20 protein-coding genes and 1 other RNA gene are annotated in these 21,209 nt (G+C 30.2%); 15 read left to right on the top strand and 6 right to left on the bottom strand.

The genetic code is table 11. The features are described from left to right. The 4 genes from J2Z43_RS13290 (at nucleotide 1) to pepT (ending at nucleotide 7,441) form a co-directional block, all read left to right on the top strand. Complete coding sequence (locus J2Z43_RS13290; protein ID WP_209457600.1) at nucleotides 1–3,528, top strand: SbcC/MukB-like Walker B domain-containing protein; 3,528 nt, start codon at nucleotides 1–3, stop codon at nucleotides 3,526–3,528. Nucleotides 3,529–3,669: 141 nt separating this feature from the next. Continuing rightward, complete coding sequence (locus tag J2Z43_RS13285; protein ID WP_209457599.1) at nucleotides 3,670–4,920, top strand: HlyC/CorC family transporter; 1,251 nt, start codon at nucleotides 3,670–3,672, stop codon at nucleotides 4,918–4,920. Nucleotides 4,921–5,059: 139 nt separating this feature from the next. Next, nucleotides 5,060–6,109 carry a sporulation integral membrane protein YtvI gene (gene ytvI, locus J2Z43_RS13280; protein ID WP_209457598.1) on the top strand — a complete coding sequence of 350 codons (1,050 nt, stop codon included), beginning with the start codon at nucleotides 5,060–5,062 and terminating at the stop codon, nucleotides 6,107–6,109. 108 nt (nucleotides 6,110–6,217) lie between these two features. After that, entirely contained in the window at nucleotides 6,218–7,441 is a 1,224-nt protein-coding gene (gene pepT / locus J2Z43_RS13275; RefSeq protein ID WP_209457597.1) for a peptidase T, read from the top strand. A 76-nt stretch (nucleotides 7,442–7,517) separates the two neighbouring features. Here pepT and yfcE read toward each other — a convergent pair whose 3' ends face one another. Next, the gene (gene yfcE / locus J2Z43_RS13270; RefSeq protein ID WP_209457596.1) at nucleotides 7,518–8,084 is read right to left on the bottom strand and encodes a phosphodiesterase; all 567 of its coding nucleotides are present in this window, start codon (nucleotides 8,082–8,084) and stop codon (nucleotides 7,518–7,520) included. 28 nt (nucleotides 8,085–8,112) lie between these two features. Further along, a complete protein-coding gene (locus J2Z43_RS13265; protein ID WP_209457595.1) occupies nucleotides 8,113–8,913 on the bottom strand; it encodes an NAD(+)/NADH kinase in 801 nt (266 codons plus the stop codon). Nucleotides 8,914–9,044: 131 nt separating this feature from the next. On the opposite strand from J2Z43_RS13265, the gene J2Z43_RS13260 reads away from it, so the two are divergent. Together J2Z43_RS13260 and J2Z43_RS13255 are read left to right on the top strand one after the other, a co-directional pair. After that, the gene (locus J2Z43_RS13260; RefSeq protein ID WP_209457611.1) at nucleotides 9,045–9,947 is read left to right on the top strand and encodes an RluA family pseudouridine synthase; all 903 of its coding nucleotides are present in this window, start codon (nucleotides 9,045–9,047) and stop codon (nucleotides 9,945–9,947) included. 36 nt (nucleotides 9,948–9,983) lie between these two features. Beyond that, entirely contained in the window at nucleotides 9,984–10,988 is a 1,005-nt protein-coding gene (locus J2Z43_RS13255) for a nucleoid-associated protein (RefSeq protein WP_209457594.1), read from the top strand. 137 nt (nucleotides 10,989–11,125) lie between these two features. Here the strand turns inward: J2Z43_RS13255 and acpP are convergent, their stop codons facing one another. After that, entirely contained in the window at nucleotides 11,126–11,353 is a 228-nt protein-coding gene (gene acpP / locus J2Z43_RS13250; protein ID WP_209457593.1) for an acyl carrier protein, read from the bottom strand. 166 nt (nucleotides 11,354–11,519) lie between these two features. Between acpP and J2Z43_RS13245 the strand changes: the two genes are divergently transcribed. The 5 genes from J2Z43_RS13245 to J2Z43_RS13225 all read left to right on the top strand — a co-directional run bounded on the left by J2Z43_RS13245 (nucleotide 11,520) and on the right by J2Z43_RS13225 (nucleotide 13,943). After that, nucleotides 11,520–11,948: a hypothetical protein gene (locus J2Z43_RS13245; RefSeq protein WP_209457592.1), complete on the top strand. Its 429-nt coding sequence runs from the start codon at nucleotides 11,520–11,522 to the stop codon at nucleotides 11,946–11,948. Nucleotides 11,949–11,991: 43 nt separating this feature from the next. Next, complete coding sequence (locus J2Z43_RS13240; protein ID WP_209457591.1) at nucleotides 11,992–12,204, top strand: hypothetical protein; 213 nt, start codon at nucleotides 11,992–11,994, stop codon at nucleotides 12,202–12,204. A 93-nt stretch (nucleotides 12,205–12,297) separates the two neighbouring features. Next, on the top strand, nucleotides 12,298–12,474 hold the full coding sequence (locus J2Z43_RS13235) for a hypothetical protein (protein WP_185748287.1): 177 nt from the start codon (nucleotides 12,298–12,300) through the stop codon (nucleotides 12,472–12,474). A 49-nt stretch (nucleotides 12,475–12,523) separates the two neighbouring features. Further along, the gene (locus tag J2Z43_RS13230; RefSeq protein WP_209457590.1) at nucleotides 12,524–12,724 is read left to right on the top strand and encodes a hypothetical protein; all 201 of its coding nucleotides are present in this window, start codon (nucleotides 12,524–12,526) and stop codon (nucleotides 12,722–12,724) included. A gap of 205 nt (nucleotides 12,725–12,929) precedes the next feature. Beyond that, a complete protein-coding gene (locus J2Z43_RS13225) occupies nucleotides 12,930–13,943 on the top strand; it encodes a LacI family DNA-binding transcriptional regulator (RefSeq protein WP_209457589.1) in 1,014 nt (337 codons plus the stop codon). A gap of 100 nt (nucleotides 13,944–14,043) precedes the next feature. On the opposite strand, the gene J2Z43_RS13220 is transcribed toward J2Z43_RS13225, so the two are convergent. After that, nucleotides 14,044–14,433, bottom strand: a complete 390-nt coding sequence (locus J2Z43_RS13220; RefSeq protein ID WP_209457588.1) for a hypothetical protein — start codon at nucleotides 14,431–14,433, stop codon at nucleotides 14,044–14,046. Between the two features lie 202 nt (nucleotides 14,434–14,635). Here J2Z43_RS13220 and J2Z43_RS13215 point away from each other — a divergent pair, with 202 nt between their 5' ends. The 3 genes from J2Z43_RS13215 to J2Z43_RS13205 all read left to right on the top strand — a co-directional run bounded on the left by J2Z43_RS13215 (nucleotide 14,636) and on the right by J2Z43_RS13205 (nucleotide 17,177). Next, entirely contained in the window at nucleotides 14,636–15,502 is an 867-nt protein-coding gene (locus tag J2Z43_RS13215; protein ID WP_209457587.1) for a hypothetical protein, read from the top strand. 142 nt (nucleotides 15,503–15,644) lie between these two features. Then, nucleotides 15,645–15,832: non-coding RNA, 6S RNA (ssrS, locus tag J2Z43_RS13210), on the top strand. Nucleotides 15,833–16,010: 178 nt separating this feature from the next. Beyond that, the gene (locus tag J2Z43_RS13205) at nucleotides 16,011–17,177 is read left to right on the top strand and encodes an exosporium morphogenetic protein CdeC (RefSeq protein ID WP_209457586.1); all 1,167 of its coding nucleotides are present in this window, start codon (nucleotides 16,011–16,013) and stop codon (nucleotides 17,175–17,177) included. Between the two features lie 97 nt (nucleotides 17,178–17,274). Here J2Z43_RS13205 and J2Z43_RS13200 read toward each other — a convergent pair whose 3' ends face one another. Further along, entirely contained in the window at nucleotides 17,275–18,603 is a 1,329-nt protein-coding gene (locus J2Z43_RS13200; RefSeq protein WP_209457585.1) for a polysaccharide biosynthesis protein, read from the bottom strand. 53 nt (nucleotides 18,604–18,656) lie between these two features. After that, on the bottom strand, nucleotides 18,657–19,451 hold the full coding sequence (locus tag J2Z43_RS13195; RefSeq protein ID WP_209457584.1) for a histidinol-phosphatase HisJ family protein: 795 nt from the start codon (nucleotides 19,449–19,451) through the stop codon (nucleotides 18,657–18,659). A 362-nt stretch (nucleotides 19,452–19,813) separates the two neighbouring features. On the opposite strand from J2Z43_RS13195, the gene pdxR reads away from it, so the two are divergent. Next, a complete protein-coding gene (gene pdxR / locus J2Z43_RS13190) occupies nucleotides 19,814–21,208 on the top strand; it encodes a MocR-like pyridoxine biosynthesis transcription factor PdxR (RefSeq protein WP_209457583.1) in 1,395 nt (464 codons plus the stop codon). Nucleotide 21,209 lies beyond the last annotated feature (1 nt).

Below are 21,209 nucleotides of genomic sequence, written 5' to 3'. Positions count from 1 at the left end.
ATGAGACCGATAAAACTAGAATTATCTGGTTTAAATAGCTATACCGATAAACAAATTGTCGATTTTGAAAAGCTTACTGAGAGGGGATTATTTGGAATATTTGGACCTACTGGAAGCGGAAAGTCGACAATACTAGATGCTATAACCTTGGCTATGTATGGAAATATTTCAAGAAATACCAAAGAGTTTATTAATAGCTCTAGCAAAGGAACAGTCTTATCTTATGAGTTTGAAATAGGTACAAAAAACAATAAGAGAAGATATCTTGTAGATAGAAATATGGTTAATAGCAAGACTGGAACAAAGACATCATATGCTAGGCTAGTTGAAATTTTAAATGATGGGAATAAAAATGTGTTGGCAGACAAAGTTGGAGAGGTCAACGAGAAGATAGCAGAAGTAATAGGTCTTACAGCAAATGATTTTACAAGGTCTGTAGTATTACCTCAAGGAAAATTTAGCGAATTTCTACAGCTTACTGGTTCAGAGAGAAGGGATATGTTAGAGAGAATATTCAAACTTGAAAAATATGGAAGAGGTCTCTCTGAAAAGGTAAAAAGAAGAAAAAATTTCAATTTAAGAAATCTGTACGATATTAATTCAAAATTAACTCAGTACGATGAAGTGTCTCAAGAAGCTTATGAAAGTGTAATAAGAGAGCTTGAGGAACTAAAATTAATTGAAAAGAGTAATACTGAAGATGTAAATAAACTTCAGAAAATCTACGAAGAAGATAAAATCACTTACGATCAACAGAATAAACTAAGTATGTATAAAACTAGATTAAAGGATTTAGAATCTAAAAGAGATGAAATAAAAGATAAAAAAATCTCTATAGAAAAATCTAAAAAAGCTTCAATGATAGAGCCTCATATAATTTACTTTGAAAATCTAAATAAGAAAATAGCTGAAGACTCAAATAAGCTTGATGTATATGAAAAGGACAGTGTATTTTTAAAAAGAGAACTTGAAAGCATAAAATCTAGATATGATGAAATTTTAAAATCAAAATTTGATGATATTCCTAAAATGAGCCAAGAAAAGATAAGATTAGAATACGCTTTAAAATTGGAGAATGAATTACAAACTATTGAAGAAGAAATTGAAAAACTTGTTTCGGATAAAAATGAATACAGTAATTCAAAAATTATTTTGGAAAAAAGGAACTCTGAATTAGAAGTAAATTTAAAATCAATAGTTAATAATATTGATAGGTTAGAAAATCAACTCGAAGAAATATATATAAGTGTAGACTTAAAACAGAAGATATTTTATTCATACGATATGGAAAAAGAATACAATAAAGTATCAGAAGAAAAAAAGATTAAGTTTTTAAAGCTTGATAATCTATTGAAAGAATATGATGAGTTTAAATCTAACTCTAAATTTATGCAAAGGAATAAAACGGATATACTAAGTGAACTTGAAAGTAAGGAATCTCATTTAGAGTTCATAATGACAAAATGTCCAGGAAGCAATGATGATATACTTGAGAAGTCAAAAAAAATAGTAGAACTTAAAGGATATGCCTTAAATTTAGATAAAAGTGAGAAAAGAAGAGATATATTGCAAGATGAAGTAAATGAAATTTTAGAGAACGTATTTAAATTAGGAAAAGAGATTTCAGAGTTAAAAATTGAGAAAGAAAAAATAGAAGAAAAGAAGTCTGAATTAGAGGAAGAAATAGATAAATTTAAGATTTTAAATCAGGCTACGAGATTCAGGGAAAATCTAAAAGAAGGAAGTCCTTGTCCAGTATGTGGTTCATTTGAACACAGCGAAGTTGAATCGATAAATTATGATCCTAAAATAGAATTTCTCGAAAATAAACTGGATAAAATGAATATACAACATAAAGAAGTAAAAGATAAAATTGAGGGATTATCACTTAAACAAAACTCACTTGAATACGCACATAAGCTAAAATCTGAGGAATTTGAAAATATCAAATTAAATATTGGAGATAATAACTCTAGCAGAATTTTTCAATCTATTGAACAAGAGAAAAAAGGCTTAGATATGTTTAAAGTAAGCTTTGAAAATTGGCAGAATGATAAGCAAGAATGTGAAAAAAAGATTTTGGAGCTAAAGGATAGAAAAAATAGTGTAGATATTGAAGAATCCAAATTAGATGAAGGAATAAGCAGTAAAGGAAAAGTTATAGAAGAATTAAAGAATGAAGTTGAAGCTATTGAAAAAAAATACATTAGTTTGAAAAATGAATACCTGAGTAATAAGACATCGCTAAGGATAGAGAATTTTGGCGAAAAAGTTGAAAAAATAAAAGAAAATGAAAAAGAAATAGAAAGACTTAGTACATCACTTACAGTACTAAAATTAGATAAAGAATCTATAGAAAAAGATTTAAATGAATCTAAAAATAGACTTTATGAGGTAAATATAAATCTAAATAAATTGGAAGACCTATATTTGGATAAAAAGAATACCCAAAAAACTAAAACTAGAGAACTTAGTGAAATAACTAAAGGAAAACCAGCAAATAGCTTACTTGATGAAATAGTAAATTGTATTGAAAAGATATACGAAGAAGAAAACTCTACAAGTAAAGAACTTGATGGAAAAAAAGAAGAATACGAAAGAAATGATTCTAATAGAAATATATTAAAAGCTAGTCTAGCAGAATCTAGGGCTGAATATATCGCAAAGGAAGAATCACTTAAAGAAATTATAGTCGTAAGCGGATTCAAAGATATATACAAAATAAAAGGTGCTATAATAGATGCCGACGAACTCTATGCTATAGAAAATGAGGTTAAGGATTTCAATGAAGAAGAAAAATTTATCAATCTTAGAATTGGAGAATTTGATGATAAGGTTTTAGATAAAACTATAAAAGAAGACGATCTAGTGAGTATAAAAAACAAAATAGATAATTTAAAGCAAGAAGTATCATCAATATCTAAGAAAATTGGTGCAGGTGAAAATAAAGAAATCAATCTGAGAGAATCTCTAGAAAAAGTTAAGGTATTAACTGAGCAACTTAAATTAGTTCAACATCAAGTAGATCTGTTGGATGATTTAGATAGGACTATTCAAGGAAATAAGTTTGTTGAGTATGTTGCTACTAATCAATTGAAATATATTTCTTTAGAAGCATCAAATAGACTGGACTCTATAACAAAAGGACGATATGCTCTTGAGATAGATGATAGACTTAATTTTGTTATGAGGGATAATTTCAATGGCGGGGAGAGAAGAAGTGTGGATACATTGTCTGGAGGAGAAACATTTTTAACTTCTCTAGCATTAGCTCTAGCATTATCTTCACAGATTCAGCTTAAAGGAAAAGCACCTCTACAGTTTTTCTTCTTGGATGAAGGTTTTGGTTCACTAGATGCCGAGCTTTTAGAGATAGTAATGGAGTCACTTGAGAGGTTGCATGGAAATGGACTAAGTATAGGAATTATAAGTCACGTTGAAGAGCTTAAAAACAGGGTACCAATTAAACTTTTAGTAAGTCCAAGTAAAAGTGGAGTCGGATCTAAGACTCACATTGAATACAGTTAAATAGAAAATGAATACAATAAAGTATTAATAGATTAATTTATAAAATTTCCATATATTATATAATTATGATATAATAATAGAAATATCGGGATATGAGACTGAAATATTAATAAAACAAAGTAATTAGGAGTGTGGTAAAGATTGGAATCGCCCAATGATATAGCACAGATTGTAATACTAGCTTTACTACTTATTACATCTGCGTTTTTCTCAGCTGCAGAGACATCTTTGATGTCTTTAAGCAAGATAAGAATTAGATATATGAAAGATGAAGGAGTTAAAGGAGCAAAATTAGTAAGCTCTTTAACGGAGAATTCAGGAAAGCTGTTGAGTGCAATACTAGTTGGAAACAACCTTGCCAATATAGCTGCAACTTCTATATCTACATCATTATTAGTAGGTATATTTGGATCACGAGGTGTAGTAATGGCAACAGCTATTATGACAGTTTTGATATTGATATTTGGCGAAATAACTCCAAAATCAATTGCAGCTAATGATTCAGAAAGAGTGGCATTATTTGTATCAAAGCCAATAAAATTTGTAATAACTTTTCTTACACCGGTTGTTTGGCTACTAGATAAAGTAACAAGTTTTATATTTAAAGTTTTTAGAATTCCGAATAAAGGAAACACAAGTTATGTAACTGAAGAAGATCTTAAAACAATGGTTAATGTCGGCCATGAAGAGGGTGTTCTTGAAGTTGAAGAGAGAGAAATAATAAACAATGTCTTTGAATTTGGAGATATGCAAGCTAAAAGTGCTATGGTTCAAAGAATCGACATTGTAGCAATAGATGTAGAAGATAGTTATGATGAAATTATAGCTTCATTTAAAGAAGAAAAATTAAGTAGAATGCCTATTTATGAAGAGACAGTAGACGATATTATAGGTGTCCTTAATTTCAAAGATATTATATTTTTAACTGATGAAGAAGTAGAAGATTTTGATATAAAAAACTATATGAGAACTCCATTCTATACTTATGAATTCAAAAAAGTTGCCAGACTTTTAGGCGAAATGAAATTAGCTAAATCACAAATGGCAATAGTAGTGGATGAGTACGGAGGAACTTCTGGTCTGCTGACGATAGAAGACTTAGTAGAAGAGATTGTTGGGGAGATAGAAGATGAATACGATGAAGAAGAAGATGAAATACAAGTAATCAAAGAAGATGAGTACATTGTAGATGGAGGTACAAAAATAGGCGATGTAAATGTGCTTATTGGCGTAAAATTAGAGTCCGACGAATTTGACTCTATAGGAGGATTTATAATAGGGTTTTTAGGAAAATTCCCTGAGGAAAATCAAGTTATAGAGTTCGATGGAATAAAGTTCTGCATTGAGAGCATTGACAAGAATAGAATTAAAAAGATTAGGATATTTACGTAATTTAGCGGTTGTCTCGAAATAGAAAGCAATTTCTATAGTAAAGACAACCTTTTTAATAGAATAAACTCTATTATTTTTAAATAAGATTAAATATAAGGATTAAAAAGTAAGAAAAATCATCACTAGAAAGGAGTAGAAAATGCCAATATTAGAAAAAGATTTTATATACAAACTGAAGGGAAATGCTATATTTATAGTAGTTTATTCGTTGATATTTTTGTTTATATACAAAGCTTTTCCGTTTATTGCACCATTCTTCCTCGGAACATTAATAGCATTTATGATCAAACCAATATCACAAAAAATGTTCAATAAATTTAAAATCAATAAAGGAATATCAACTTTGCTTTTGAGTTTTATTGCCGTCGCTCTAGTTATAACTTTAACATCTATGGGAGTTGTAAACCTGACCAAGCAGTTGATGATATTTATAAATAACGCATCTAATGGATCGTACTTGACTGATTTAGCTGCGGATATTGTGAATAAAGCAAATATCCTTATAAGTCAAGCTAACAGCATGGCAAATATTGATATTCAAGAACTTACATCTAAATTTAGTGGAAACTTAATGAATATTTCGAAAAGCATTTTAGCAAGTACTATAAATTTAGCGACATCTATTCCGTACATACTTATGTTTACAGTTACACTGTTTGTATCTACATATTTTATAGCAAAAGATTTGGACAAAATGGAAGCAAGTTTTTACAATATGTTTACTATGGAAGTTAGAAAAAAGGTTTTAAATGTAAGAAATGAAATGGGGGCGTCTATACTTGGATATATCAAGGCATATGCAATACTTATGAGTATAACAGCAGCAACTATATTTTTGAGTTTCTTGATATTTGGACTACCGTATGGATTTGTTGTAGGTATTGTAGGTGCGTTAATGGATTTAATACCGTTTTTAGGAATTATATCTATATACCTACCAATAATAGTCTATCATATTATGATAAACAACTATTTTGTAGCGATAGGAATGACTGTAGTATTTGTATTGATATCTGTCGTTCGTCAGATACTAGAGCCTAAATTGATCTCAGCAAATATAGGGCTTAGCCCTCTAGCAACTATAGCTGCTATATTTATAGGGATACAATTAAAAGGGCTAATCGGGATTTTATTTTGTTTTGGGTTTGTATGTATGCATAATATACTAAAAAAAGTAGGTATATTATAAGTGTAGCCCAATATTTGATAGCAGTGTGTTATAATTGTTGTGTGATAAATAATAAACTTATTTGTTGCACAACAATTTTTTATTATATATAAGAAAGAAGGGTTTTAAATGGAGCAAAAAGTAGTAGAGAGATTATTAAAGTATGTATCATTTCATACAACATCAGACTCAAAGAATGAAAATTGCCCATCATCAGAAGGACAGATAGTATTCGCCGAGTATTTAGTTGATGAGCTGAAATCATTAGGGTTAGAAGATGCTTCTGTAGATAAAAACTGTTATGTAATGGCCACACTTAAAGGAAACACTGACGGAGTAGACACAATAGGTTTTGTATCACATCTGGATACTAATGAAGATGTTAGTGGTAAAGATATAAAACCAAGACTTATAAAAAACTACGATGGTAAAGATATAGTTTTAAATGAAGAACTGAATATTGTTACATATGTTGCTGACTACCCAGAGCTTCAAGAATTAAAAGGTGACGACATAATAGTTACAGATGGAACAACTTTACTTGGGGCAGATGACAAAGCAGGTATAGCTGAAATAATAACTGCAATTGAATATTTAATTGAACACCCTGAGATAAAACATGGAGATATAAAATTAGGATTTACACCTGATGAAGAGATTGGTAGTGGAGCAGACCATTTCGATGTAGAAAAATTTGGTGCAAAATATGCTTATACTCTAGATGGAGCAATCTGTGGAGAACTTCAATATGAAAACTTTAATGCGGCAAACGCTACCATAACTATTCAAGGCAGAAATGTTCACCCTGGAACTGCAAAAAATAAAATGGTAAATGCACTACATATAGCAGCTGAAATATCAGAATTATTCCCAACATCTGAAAGACCTGAGACAACCGAAGGATATGAAGGATTCTATCATCTAAACGTATTGAATGGCAATGTAGAGAAAGCTACAATGGAGTACATTATAAGAGATCACTCAAAAGAAAAATACGAAGAAAGAAAGGCTTTCTTCAAAAAGAGTGTAGAAGATACTAGTAAAAAGTACAATGGAAGAGTGGAGTATCAACTAGATGATGTGTATTTCAACATGAGAGAAAAAGTTGAACCGATTAAATTTATCGTAGATATAGCTGAAGAGGCTATGAAAGAATCAGATGTAAAACCATTATTAGTTCCTATAAGAGGTGGTACTGATGGAGCAAGACTATCATTTATGGGATTACCTTGTCCAAATATATTTACTGGAGGATTAAACTTCCACAGTAAAAATGAATGTGTTTCAGTAAATGCTATGGTTAAAGCTTCTCAAGTTATAGTTAAAATAGCTGAAAAATTTGCACAACGTTAATAATATAAAAGTAAATGGCAAAGCCTATATATTTTAGGTTTTGCCATTTTTATTTAACACTATAAAATATATTTAATTATATTGATTTAATAGCTTCCATAGTATTTAAGTCTATAAAATTTATATCAAGTTTATTTTTCATTTTATCAGAGCCTTCTAAAACTTCTATTGTAGCAACTGAATTAGAAACATCTTTTGGAATGGATGTACTTCCTGGATTTAGAACTATTATATCTCCTAAATCAGTTAGCTCTTTTACATGTGTGTGACCTAATATTAGTACATCAGCGCCCATATTTTTGGATTTTTCTATTATAGTTTCTTTTGGTTCTGCATATCCATGATTTAAGATAAATCTAGTCTTATCTATTTGGCAAACGGCATAAGGGCTTTGGATTGGATGCTTTAAAACCATTTGATCTACATCGGCCTCGCAGTTCCCTTTAACAATTACTATATTTTTAAGGTTATTTAATTTTTCTATCATTGGTTTTGGATTGTACCCCTCAGGAAGGTCGTTTCTTGGCCCGTGGTAAAGGATATCTCCTCCATGAAACAGCATGTCGCAATCTGATAGAGCTTCCATTGCTTTATCGAAATACGTTAGACTTCCATGTGTATCGCTCATAACTCCTATTTTCATATTTCTCCTCCGAATGTATCTTAATATATTATAAAAACTTTTCTGAGACTCTCTTCCAAAACTCGTAATTTGGCAGTCTAAGTAGTTTTACTTGTTTATTGGCTAAACTGAGCCTAATTGAATCTACCTTGCTAAATCTATGTTCAACTCCGTCAATTACTATAAGTGTTGAGTCCTCAAATGTATTTTCAGGTGAAATTTTAATGATAGATTCACTGGATGCTATTATACTAGATGTAAAACATCTGTACGCATTAGTATTGATTGGATGTAGAGGAGTGATTTGTATTACTTCAAGACTTGTATCTACAATACTTCCTCTAGCAGAATAGTTGTATGCAGTTGAACCAGTAGATGTCGATACTATCATACCATCACCGCTGAAATTTTGTATCATTCTATCATCAAAACTTAGGTTTAGGTGAATAACTCGAGATTTATCACCTCTCACAACCACTTCATTGACTGCGAGTTTTTTAAAACAAGACTCCTTTGTTCTAACATCCGCTTCGAGAAGTGAAATATTTTGCATAATAAAATCTTTATTTGAGTAGGCTTCGACGAAGTCATCTATTTTGTCGGGGGATATTTCTGCGAAAAACCCTAAGTGACCAGTATTTATACCTATTATAGGAACATCTGGAAAATTAAAATCGTGTACAGTTTTTAAAAAAGATCCATCTCCACCAATCGATATAATCAGTTCTGTATCGGGCTTTAAATCTGAATAAACGTCAAATCCTTTGGAAGTTAATCTTTCTTCTAGGATTTTTTTAGTTTCTAGAGATTTTGCCAGTTCATTTGAGTTTACTGTAATAATTTTTTTCATATACTCACCTCTCTATGTTCTATCTTGTATTATAACACAACTTGTTTAAAATATTATTATCTATTCGACCTAATTTAGTGTAAAATAGATAATGTTACGATGAAATAAAATAGATGAAAGTAGGGGTTATGTTGTTCGATAAAGAATTACAGAAGTACAACCTTATGTCTTATAGAAATGAAGATACTAGTATCCTCAAGGATGTGCTTTTAGATAAATTAAATTTTTCGGTGAGATCTCTTTCAAGGATGAAAAGAGAAAAGAGTATTTTAGTGAATGGTGAGTTTGAAAAACTGAATACCAAATTAAAAAGTGGAGATTTGATAGAAGTAAAAATAAACGAAGACAAGGCAAACTTTGAGCCTCAAGATTTAAAATTAAATATACTTTTCGATGATTTTGATATTATTATGGTAGATAAACCTCCTCTTATGGTTGTTCATCCTACAAAGAGTCATGTAGACAATACTATTGCAAATGGTGTTACACATTTTATTGATGAAAAGGGCGAAAATGTAAAAATAAGATTTGTAAACAGATTGGATATGAACACTTCAGGCCTTGTTATAATAGCAAAGAATGCTTATGCACACCATGTACTTTCAGATGATATGAAGTACGACAAAGTTGAAAAGAAGTATATAACAATTGTAAAGGGAGTTTTAAAAGATGACAAAGGGGTAATAGATGCTCCTATATATAGATCTACTGATGATTCTATAAAAAGGGTAGTTGATGATAGAGGACAACGTGCGATTACACACTACAAGGTTTTAGAGAGACTAAAAGATGCAACAGTTCTAGAAGTTGAACTTTTTACTGGCAGAACACATCAGATTAGAGTTCATATGGAATATATAGGCCATGGTATAATTGGAGATGAGCTATACGGATATGTGGATGAATCTTTAATTACTAGACAAGCTCTACATGCCTATAGTTTGAAATTTGAGCAACCGAGAACTAGGGAAGTTTTGAAGTTTGATTCAAATATTCCAGAAGATATGAAAGATTTAATAGACAAATTAAAATAATACAGTAAAGATAAATTAAATATTTGGGGTGATAGAGTGATAATTCATAAGTTTATAGTGCACGTATTAGATAAAAATAGCGATGTTCCAATTTTAAATGATTTTGAAGGTAAGATAAATCAAGGGGTAGATGGATTTTTTCAAAAAGTGATAAAAAGAGTTAGTAAAGATGATGATGTAAGGAAAGCCGTATTTAAAGATTACAACGATAATGTTATAAAAAATTGCTGTGAGCAGATGATATACAATGAAGACACATTTTTAGATAACTCTAAGGAGATAGCTTCGTATTTGTTTGAAATAATGAAGATAAATTCAGAACTAGAATCATGCGATTTAGCAGTATGTCTGTACACAATAAAAGACGAGAAAAATATAGCTATACTGAAGCTGGATTACAAGAAACTTTACACTCATTCAATTGAGTTTATAGATGACAAGTTCAATATTCAAATGGTAGCAAATGAAATAGGCATAACAGAGACTCAAAAACCTAAGCAATGTGCCTTTATAGGTGTTAGCGGGATTAACGATGAGTACCATTTAAGACTTTTAGATAAGGATTCTGAAAAAGAAGGGACAGATACTAAATTTATAGCAGAGTTTTTAAATGCAGATAGAGTAGAAGATGATAAATACAAGACAAAAGTATTTAAGAAATCTACAGAGAACTGGATAACAAATGCTCTTGGAGAAAATATCAAAGAGGCAGAAGATGTTAGAAGTATACTAAATTACACATTGAAAGAAAAGCAGAGTATAGATTTAAATGAATTTGTGGAAAGTTCATTAAAAGATGAAGATAAAAAAGAGAGCTTTAAAGAGCTTATGGAAGAAAAGGGATTAGTAGATAACTTTAGTATCGACAAGGAATGGGTTGAGAAAAAGCTTAAAAAGAGAAGTATAAAAACTGACAATGGATTTGATGTCAAAGGAAATTTAACAGACTTTGAAGACCCTATGAAGTACAGCATGAGAAAAAATGAGAATGGGACATTTGATATAGTTATAAAAAATGTAACTTTTTATGAAGAAAAGTAGGGATTATTGCTTGAAAGAGAAGGTAAGTTTTCAGATTTTTATAATTTAAGAAGTAGTAATTAAATTGAGGCATATGAAAAGTAGCTATATAAAATGTGAATTTATCACTATTTATATAGCTACTTTTATTTTTTATTCTAATTATTTTCTTCGATATATTTACAGATATCACCGATATTTTTAAATTGTTCAGCTTCTTCATCAGGAATCTCTATATCAAACTCATCCTCAAGTGCCATTACTATTTCAACAGCATCTAGTGAATCAGCCTCTAAATCGTCTACTAAAGATGTAGTTGTAGTTATTTCTTCTGTATCATCTAGCCCTAATTGGTCTGCAATTATTTCTTTAATTCTTTCAAACATATTAAGCCTCCTAAAGCAGTTTAATTAATTTATATAGTAGTTTAATATAATATAGGAAAATTTTCAATATTAAATGGTAAAAAGTATAAATAATTATTCGAAATGTATTTATTGTATACTCTTTGAATAGAATTTATTGAGAATATTTTTAACTAAGGAGGAGTTTATGAAGAAGTATATTTTAGTATTAACTTCATCTATTTGTGTATTTATTGTTATGATGATTAATCTGTACTATAACACTATCAATTTGGACATGCGTGTAATTTCAAAGCAACTAATAGAAACAAACGAGATTTTAGACGATTTAGTGACAAAGAAAGAGAGCGTATTAGATAAAAAGGATGAGTATATATCCAGGTTGATGGATATAGAAAACGACTTAGAAAATAAAAATGTATCTTTTCTTATGAAGGATTATAAAAAATATAAAATAAAATCTGTTGAGAGTTTAATTGAGGCAATATCTAGTGAAAAAAGTGAAGACTTGAAAGTTGTAAATAAATACAATCGCCTAAGTAATAAAGAACTAGATAAGCTTATTAAAAACAATATAGCCAAAGTAACTTATTTGTCCACTAAGTCATATATTTAAAGCAAAGGGATTATTAATCTCTTAATATTCAAGGAGGATTATTATGACAAAATTAGAAGAGAATATGTCACGTTTTTTTGGATCTTGCGGTTGTGACGGCGGATTCTTAGATGGCAAAATGCTAATAATAATAGTTTTGATATTTCTAGTATTGTGCACTGATATATTAGAAGACATATTGTGCGATGACAGTATTTGGATATGGGTTATTTTAATAGTTTTACTGCTGTTTAATTTTGATGATGGATGTTGTTAAAATTTAAAAAAAATATTAGCACAATTTATAAGAGTTGCATAGTATATAGCAGGAGCAAAAAGCTCAATAAAATATCAACAGGAGGTAACTTATATGTTAGATAGATTCTTTGGCGAAGAAGGTTGTTTTGGTGGAGGTTGTTGGTGGATAATAGTATTATTCTTCTTATTCCTTTGTTTTGGTGAAGGATGGAGAGAAATTGAAATTATGGATTGGATACCATTCCTAATAATATTATTAATTTTATGTTCTTGTGGAGATTGTTTCTAGTTTTTAAATTACTTTAAACTTTATAAATATTATGTAGGAGGACTTAATTATGCTTGATAGATTTTTTGGTGGTGAAGGATGTTGCGGTGGAGATTCATGGTGGATAATAATATTATTCTTCATATTCTTAGCTTTCCAAGAGTGCTGGAGTGAAATAGAAATTTGCGATTGGATTCCATTCTTGATATTATTGTTAATAGCTTGCTCATGCTCAGGATTCTTTGGTGAAGAATCTGGTTGTGGCTGCTAGAAAATAGTATTTATTTAATAAAGAGTTGCCTAAAGAGAATTATTTCTACTCTAGGCAACTTTTTTAATGGATAGAATTATGAAGCAATGGTATAATATTGACATCAAGTGATTTTTATTATCATATTATGGACTTTTTATATTACTCAATAGATCAGTATATTAATTCTAAATAGATAACCTACGAACAAAGGAGGAGAGTTTTTATGAAAAAAACAGTTACAATCAAAGATGTAGCAAAACAGGCTGGAGTATCCATTTCGACAGTTTCAAGAGTAATAAATGATTCAAAGCCAGTTACAGATGAGATAAAACAAAGAGTTTTAGAGGTAATAAAGGAGACTGGATATATACCAAATCCACTAGCTAGAAGTTTGGTTACTAAGAAGAGCCAGCTTATTGGAGTAATTGTACCAGAGGTATCGGATACTTTTGTAAACGAAATACTAAACGGAATAGAAGAGATTGCCAGAATGTACGACTTCGATATACTTTTATCCAATACATATTCGGATAAAGAGCAGGAATTAAAAAGCATAAATTTACTTAGAGCAAAGCAAGTTGAAGGGATAGTTCTTATTTCTTGGGTAATCGGTGAAGAGCACGTCAATTTCATACAAAATAGCGGCATACCTGCAACATACATCAGTAAAACTGCAAGAGATTACGATATATACACAGTAAGTACTAGTAATAAAAAAGCTACATTTGATATGACAGAGCACCTTATAAATAAAGGTCACAGCAAAATTGCGTTTATTATGACAAGTAAAGAAGACACTATCTTAGAGATGGAAAGACTGTCAGGATATGAGGCTGCGTTAGAAAAGCACGATATACAGCTGGACAAGTCCTTAATTAAATACGGAGAGACAGATTATGAAAGTGGTTACAATAGTATGAAAGAGTTACTCGATGATGGAATAATACCTCATGCAGCATTTGTAACGGGAGACGAGGCAGCTATAGGAGCTTTAAATGCCATATGTGATTCAGGGTATAGAGTACCAGAGGATATATCTGTAGCAGGGTTTAACGATGTTAAAATAGCAAAGATATACAGACCAAAACTTACAACAGTTTCTCAACCACTGTACGATATGGGAGCAGTAGCTATGAGAATGGTAATAAAACTTATAAATAAGGAAGAAATAGAGAATAAAAAAGTAGAATTACCTTATAGAATAGTAGACAGAGAAAGTGTATTAACAAGAAAATAATAAAAATGTAAAAAAAGAGTTATACCAATAACTCTATTTATTAATATCCTTTACAGAGGGATTATTGTTTAAATAGTTTTTGGTATAACTCTTTTTAGTTTTATTTAGGAGAGCTTTTTTTCATTTTTCCTAGAAGTCCCTTCGATTTACCTGAGCTTGTTTTCGAATTTGGACTTGATGAACTTTTAGAGCTAGAAGTAGTTTTCCTTCTTTCAGGTTTTGCTTTCTTAGTTTTTTGGGAAGCTTCAGAGGCAGATATCTTCTGCATTATAGTATCTAATTTATTCTGTTGTTCCTCATCTAAAAATGCCTTGAATTTAGAAACGACTTCTTCTTTACCTTCAAGACCTTTTCCGACCTTAACGAGTTCACTCATAAGCTCATCTTCAGATTTGTCTTTATAGTCGTTGGCCATTTTCTCTATTTTACCTTTATCTATATTCTTTTCTTTGGCCATTTTTTCTAGAGAGCTTTTATCTAATTTTTTCATAAAAAAACCCCTTTCATAAATATATATTGGATTTGACTCATATTATTTATATATAGAAATAATATTTAGTGAGAGACAGTTGATGTTTTAATATAAATAAAATTACCTATAAATAATATATATGCAGGCGGAGATAAAAAAGGAACATTAAAACGAAAAAATCATAATTTAAAATAAGGGTTATTCACAAGGGGGCATTGGTTTGAATAATTTACTGTTATTAATAGGGATTCTTTTTCTTAGCAACGGAGATATATCTCTATCTAATTATAAAGATAAATTAAAAAGTGCTGTGGGCCTACAAGCAAAAAATGGTAAAAAAGAGAGGGGCAAAAATATGCCTAATGTTGGAAAGAATAATTTTAAATTTAATGCAAATGATATCAATAAAAGTTTGAAACTCATGGAGCTAAGCGATGAAGATTTAGAAATGGGAATGGAGCTTATAACTAGAACTAAGAAGTATATGTCAAAAGATGAGAGAAAAATACTTATAAAAATCGAAAGTATATTAGATTTAGTAAGTGGAATAAAGAAACTTAACAATATTGAATCCATAGATATGGACTCTGAATCAGATTTTTTCAGAAATATGGAAGATGAAGATAAGAAGAATATGATGATTAAGGAAATTTTAGAAGTATTCCCTCAAAAGAAAAAAGGTTCAGTCAAAAAGGCTTTAGATATGAAAAAGAAAATAGATGTATTTGCAGAGTTATTTTTACCAGATGATTTTGGAGAGGGTGGATTTAGTTTGAGCTCACTTGCAGATTTTGGTAATTTAGGAAGTATGAATAACTTGAAAATGTTGGGGAATTTATTGCGAACTGATTCTGCAGAGACTCAAAAAAACACTAAAAAAAGAGATTATAAAAGAGGCAGTATAGAAAGTGATATATATGAAGCCAATGAATACGAAAATTACGAGGACGAAGAATTCTACATCGATGATGACGATGATTATGAAGGAGATGACAATACTTTTTCTAATAATTTTGCAGATGATGGATTCGAGTTTGAAGATGATAATTTTGAATACGAGGATGATGAGTTCGACTACGATGATTAAGAGAAATAGATTGAATTCTAGGATGAAAGTACTGTGCTTACATAGCAGTAAGACAAATTAATTATATAGTTTAATTATAACCTATTGGCCAATTTGATAAAAGACTTTTATTAAATTTTGTTTTATTATATAATGTTATTAAGATATCCTGAGACATACGATAAGGCTCTCTTAAATTCAACCTACAATTTTTATTCGGGAGACAATGTCTGATAACTTATATAACAGGCCGAGAAATTTTACTTGGACGTTAAAACATTATCAGTATGTCACCCACCTAGATGACTCTAGGGCGTGAATTTAACGGGCCACCGGTGTTTTGGGGAAAAAGATTGTCGCTATATATTTATAGCGACAATCTTTTTTTAGAATAATGTTATATTTTAATACTTATTATATTAAAACAATGTTTAAGGTCTCTGTAACAAATGTAATTCTAAGTGCATATTATTAATTAGGCTGAAAAAGCCAAGTCACTTTATAGAATTCACTTAAGGAGGCACGACAAATGCAAGATATAAAAAGAAATAGAAGAAAGATGGGTAATAATAGTTCCGTTTCAAATAACAATGATATAGATGAAATTTTTGAAAATTCATTTGCTGAAGAAGATATGGAAAGAGGCTTCAAAAATAAAAAACATGATCACTGTGAATGTGAAAAAGAAGAGAAATGCCACAATGATTGTGACTGCGATCCTTGCCATAAACACAATCACCACAACGATTGTGACTGTGATCCTTGCCACAATCACCACAAATGTGAATGTGAACCTTGTGAAATAGAGTCAGAAGACTGCTTTCCAAATAAATGTGGGCCAGAATGCTGTCATCCTATAACTCCAAAGAATTTCTCACCAGCAAACACTGTTCCTATAGCTATAGAAACTAATAGAGTTTTTGATACTATGCGTTTCCAAGCTTTTACAGATGGTTCAGGACCTGATGGAGAACCATTATTCTTTGAAACAGAAGTTATAGAAGTAAATGGACCAGTCCCTCAAGGCGGACCAGTAAACGTAACTATTGAAAAAATATGTGTAAATTTCAGAGAGATAGAAATAAATCCAGGTTGTATTACACTAGAAGATTTCGAAGTAGAGCCACTTGATACAAGGTCTCACAGAAATTGCGAATCATCATTTGAATATGCAGTTTGTGGAGAATTCAAACGTGAATGCTGCAGAAGAGGATTAGGGAATTCAGTAGCTTTTAAAGAAAGAGGATTAAATGTTAAAGTTCGTGATTTAGTATTAGAACTAAAAGGTAAATGTGGATGCACTACATTTACAGCACTTGCATTCCCAGCAGTAAAAGAGTGTGGATGTAAGAGAAGAGTACCTTTTGTAGTATTTAACTTTAATACATTCTCAGCACCTCTTTGCCTGCCAGCGGATGGAAGATCTTTACTTCTGAGACAAGAATTTAACACTCGTCTAACAGTTGATTGTATAGGAAAATCTATATTAAAATTCGAAGAAAATGAGCACTGCGAATGCTTCTTCGATTTAATAATACCAAACGACATAGATTTAATTCTTTGCTTAGAAGAAACAGTAAGCGCACTTATAAGTGAGCAAATAGTAGTGTTAGGATCAAGAACTCCAATAGAGCCTAGATTAGTAGATACATTCGCAAAAGTATGTGAATTTGAACATTGTGGACCTCGAATCTAAAAAAAATTTATTTAGTTTTAAATAATCAAAGTTGTAAAAAAGCCATTGAGGTATAGAGATCTCGATGGCTTTTTGTATTGAACAATTTAATTTAGAGTTAAAGAGAGCGTAGAGCTTTTATTGATCTAAATAAAACTAAAGAATGGAGAATGCAAGTCAGCATTGACACTGAAGTCATAACATAGATTAAAGCGTATATATTTAAACTTGGTATAGGAAGCAACGTGTATAGTGCTACAATCTGTATTACCATTCCCACAATAGTGTTTATACTAGAGGCAAGTTCTTTTCTAATAGCGTTTAAAATTCCGGATAGAGTTTGATTTAATGACATAAATAGAGGAACTAAAAACATGGATTTTAAATATTTACCAGCGAGTTCGTTTTTAAATACAAATACACAGACTCTCTCTCCGAAGAAGTAAAAAAATATAGACGAGAGTATTCCAACAGTTAAAGTTAAAAGAATTGAGTACTTAATCTTTTTAATTACACTATCTGTTTTATTTAGCGCCATTCCTTGAGATATGCTTGGAATTAAATTTACGATTAGAGCTGATCCGAGTGTAAATGGTATAAATACAAATGGCATAACCATACCGCTTATAACTCCGTACATGCTGAGAGATTTAGTATATGTCATACCAGAAAGAGCTAATCTAGAAGGAACCATCATAGAGCTTATAGACTGTAAAAATATGCTAGACATTCTATTGCAAGTTATAGGGATAGACATCTTTATAGTTTCTATTGAAGAATAGTAAAAGTCCTTAGCGCTAACCACGTATTTTTTGCATAAAGAAGAATCTCTCCATAGATATACAGTCATGAAAATTATATTGCTCAGTTCTCCGATTGAAACTCCTAAAAGAGCAATGTAGCAGTTGAAATTCTTATTACCTATGTACATTATTAGTAAAACAACAAATAAAATTTTAGTGATCTGTTCTATTATTTGTCCGACAGCAGGTACTTTTACTTTTTTTACTCCGTAGTAGTACCCCCTAAGTACATTAGAAATTGTAATTGTAACTACAGCAGGAGCTATTGCAAGTATAAATAAGTTTAATTGTGGGTCATTTAGAAATTTTGCTGAAAAGAACTTACTGTTAAAAGAAACTATAAGGGATATAATCAACGAAACGAAAAATGCTATGTAAAGTGTAGATATAAACAGTACATTTGAAGAATGTTTATCTTTTATAGCCTTTTTATTGGCAATTAAACAACTTAGTGCTGTAGGAATTCCTGTTGTGGTTACGGATAGACATATCATCAAAAAGTTGAATATCATATGATAAATGCCTAGCCCTGTTTCACCTAAAGCCCTAGATAAAAATACTTTATATATAAAGCCGAAGATTCTAACAATAAAATTGGATACGAACAAAATTGCCGTAGACATAACTAGATATGGAATTTTCAAAAAAACACCTCCTTACGTTAAATATATTCGTAAGGAGGTCAAAAAATTTATAATTATATCTTTATAAATTTTGGGTTCATTTTATCAAATCTTGTTACATACTTAAATCCGAGGTCTTTTAGGACTGAGTAAATATAGTCGAATTTATATGCTACTTGATCTGTATTGTGAGAATCAGATCCTGTAGTTATAATTTCACCACCTAATTCTTTGTACAGCTTTAAAATATAGGTAGAAGGTGTAAGGTCAGGTAGATTATATCTATAACTTGATGTATTTAATTCAATTCCTTTTCCGTCATGTATAGCTTGTTTAAGAGTTGCTTCAATTATATCGAAGAACAATTTATCATCTAAATATGTATCAAAAGGAGCATATCTCTTAATCAGATCTAGATGTCCTAAAACAGAGTAATTTTTATAGTTTTTTACTACATTGTAAAGCTCCATATAGTAATTTTCATAGATTTCATGTTGAGATCTCCCTTCAAAGTAAGAGCTTAAATAAAGGTCCATTCTATCTATAGCGTGAATAGAGCAAATTACAAAGTCAAAATCGTATTCTTCCATTCTTTTATTGTAGTAATCACCTAAATCTTTTTGTAACCCAAATTCAATTCCCTTTTTTATAGATATTCTGTCTTTATATTTTCTTTGCACATAATCGAGTTTCTCGAAGTAGTCATCCAAGTTTACCATAAAAGAGTCATCGGAAAATATGCCGTAATCAACATGGTCAGTAAAGCATATCTCATTTAATCCTAAATAGATAGATCTTTCTACCATATCCTCTATACTTGTATGGCTGTCAGTAGAAAAACTTGAGTGCATGTGATAGTCGTAAAACATAAAAAATTTCACCTCATTTTAGTAATTATTTAATGTAAGTAATTTATAGTAATTAAAAATTTTAAACAAGTATCCTTTGTTTAGTTAGATATCTTATATGTTATTATAACAATATGTCGTATTCAATAACAGAGCAATTTGCCGGCTAAACTTAAATCTTTGCACATTAATATCAATTGAGTTTATTGTGTTTTATAAAAATGGATATTATAATTCAATTTAATAAGAAAAACATTGAGAAAAATTTATTCAATTGTGCTAAAATTAAAGTAAGCAAAAGAATTGTTAGGTAAAAATAGAAATAAGATATAAATAAGTTATTCGGTATTAAGACCTATAATTTAGTGCAAGTGGTGATTATTATGGAAAAATTTTTAATTGATATGAATCAGAACAAGACAACGAAATATTTACATGTATATAATTGTATAAAAAAAATGATCCAAGATGAGAAATTAAATGTACATGAAAAATTACCTCCAATAAGAAAGTTTTCAAAACTATTGGGGGTTAACAATGCTACAATAATAAAAGCATATGAGCTTTTAGAAAATGAAGGTTATATTTACAAAATTGTAGGAAACGGGACATTTGTATCCAACCTAAAGGGAGAAAATACTAAACCTAAAGAGATAAGAGGCGGTATAATACACTTTGACAGCGGTAATCCATCAAATGATATGTTCCCGATAGATTCATTTAAATACGCAGTAAATATGGCTCTTGAAAAAGACGGCAACTCTATATTCGACTATGAAGAAGGACTTGGATCGGAGGATCTTAGAGAGAATCTTGTACAGTACTTAAAGAGTTTAAAGATAAATACAACAGTAGACAATATTCAGATAATTTCTGGTGCCCAGCAAGGTATAGATATAGTCTGTAAGGGAATAATAAGTCACTCGGATGTTGTATTTGTTGAGGAACCTAGTTATGCAGGTGCTATAGACGTATTCAAAAGTAGAGGAGCAAAGATAATATCAATACCAATGTTAGATGATGGTATAGATATAGGAATACTCAAAATGAAGCTTGAAAAATTTAAGCCTAAGTTTATATACACTATGCCAAACTTTCAAAATCCAACGGGAATATCGTATTCTGCGTACAAGAAAAACAAACTAATTGAGCTAGCAAAGGAGTATGATTTTTATATATTAGAAGATGACTTCATAAGCGATTTTAAATTTAACTCTGAGGACAACAGACCACTGAGAAGCTATGATGATGGAGGAAGAGTTATATATATAAAGAGTTTCTCGAAAATTCTTATGCCAGGGCTTAGAATCGGTCTTGTAGAAGTTCCGTCAAAGCTTATGACAAAGATTTTAATAGCTAAGCACTCTTCAGATATATCTACACCAGGTCTAATACAAAAATCTATGTATTACTTTATGAAAAACTTCGAGTGGGATTCCTATCTTATAAGTATGGAAAATGTATATATGAATAAATACATAATTGCAGAGAAATTAATTAAAGATAAGTTATCTAAAAAGATTAAAGTAAGAAACTCGTGTGGTGGGATAAATTTTTTCTTGGAGCTTCCATTAAATTATAATTCTCAGACATATACCGACTTTTTAGTAAATAAGGGGGTATATATAACACCAGGTACATACTTTTTCGATAAAATAGTAGAAGATAGATTTTTTAGAGTAAACATTGCAAAACCGAGTATATCAGAAATCGAAGAAGGAATTTCAATAATAAGCGATAGTATCGAAGAATTTTTTGATAAATATAAATATAAATAAA

The organism is Metaclostridioides mangenotii, from assembly GCF_017873185.1.
Taxonomy (GTDB): domain Bacteria; phylum Bacillota; class Clostridia; order Peptostreptococcales; family Peptostreptococcaceae; genus Metaclostridioides; species Metaclostridioides mangenotii.
Note: the sequence above shows the minus strand (reverse complement) of the source record. Positions and strands in the feature narration are given on the sequence as shown.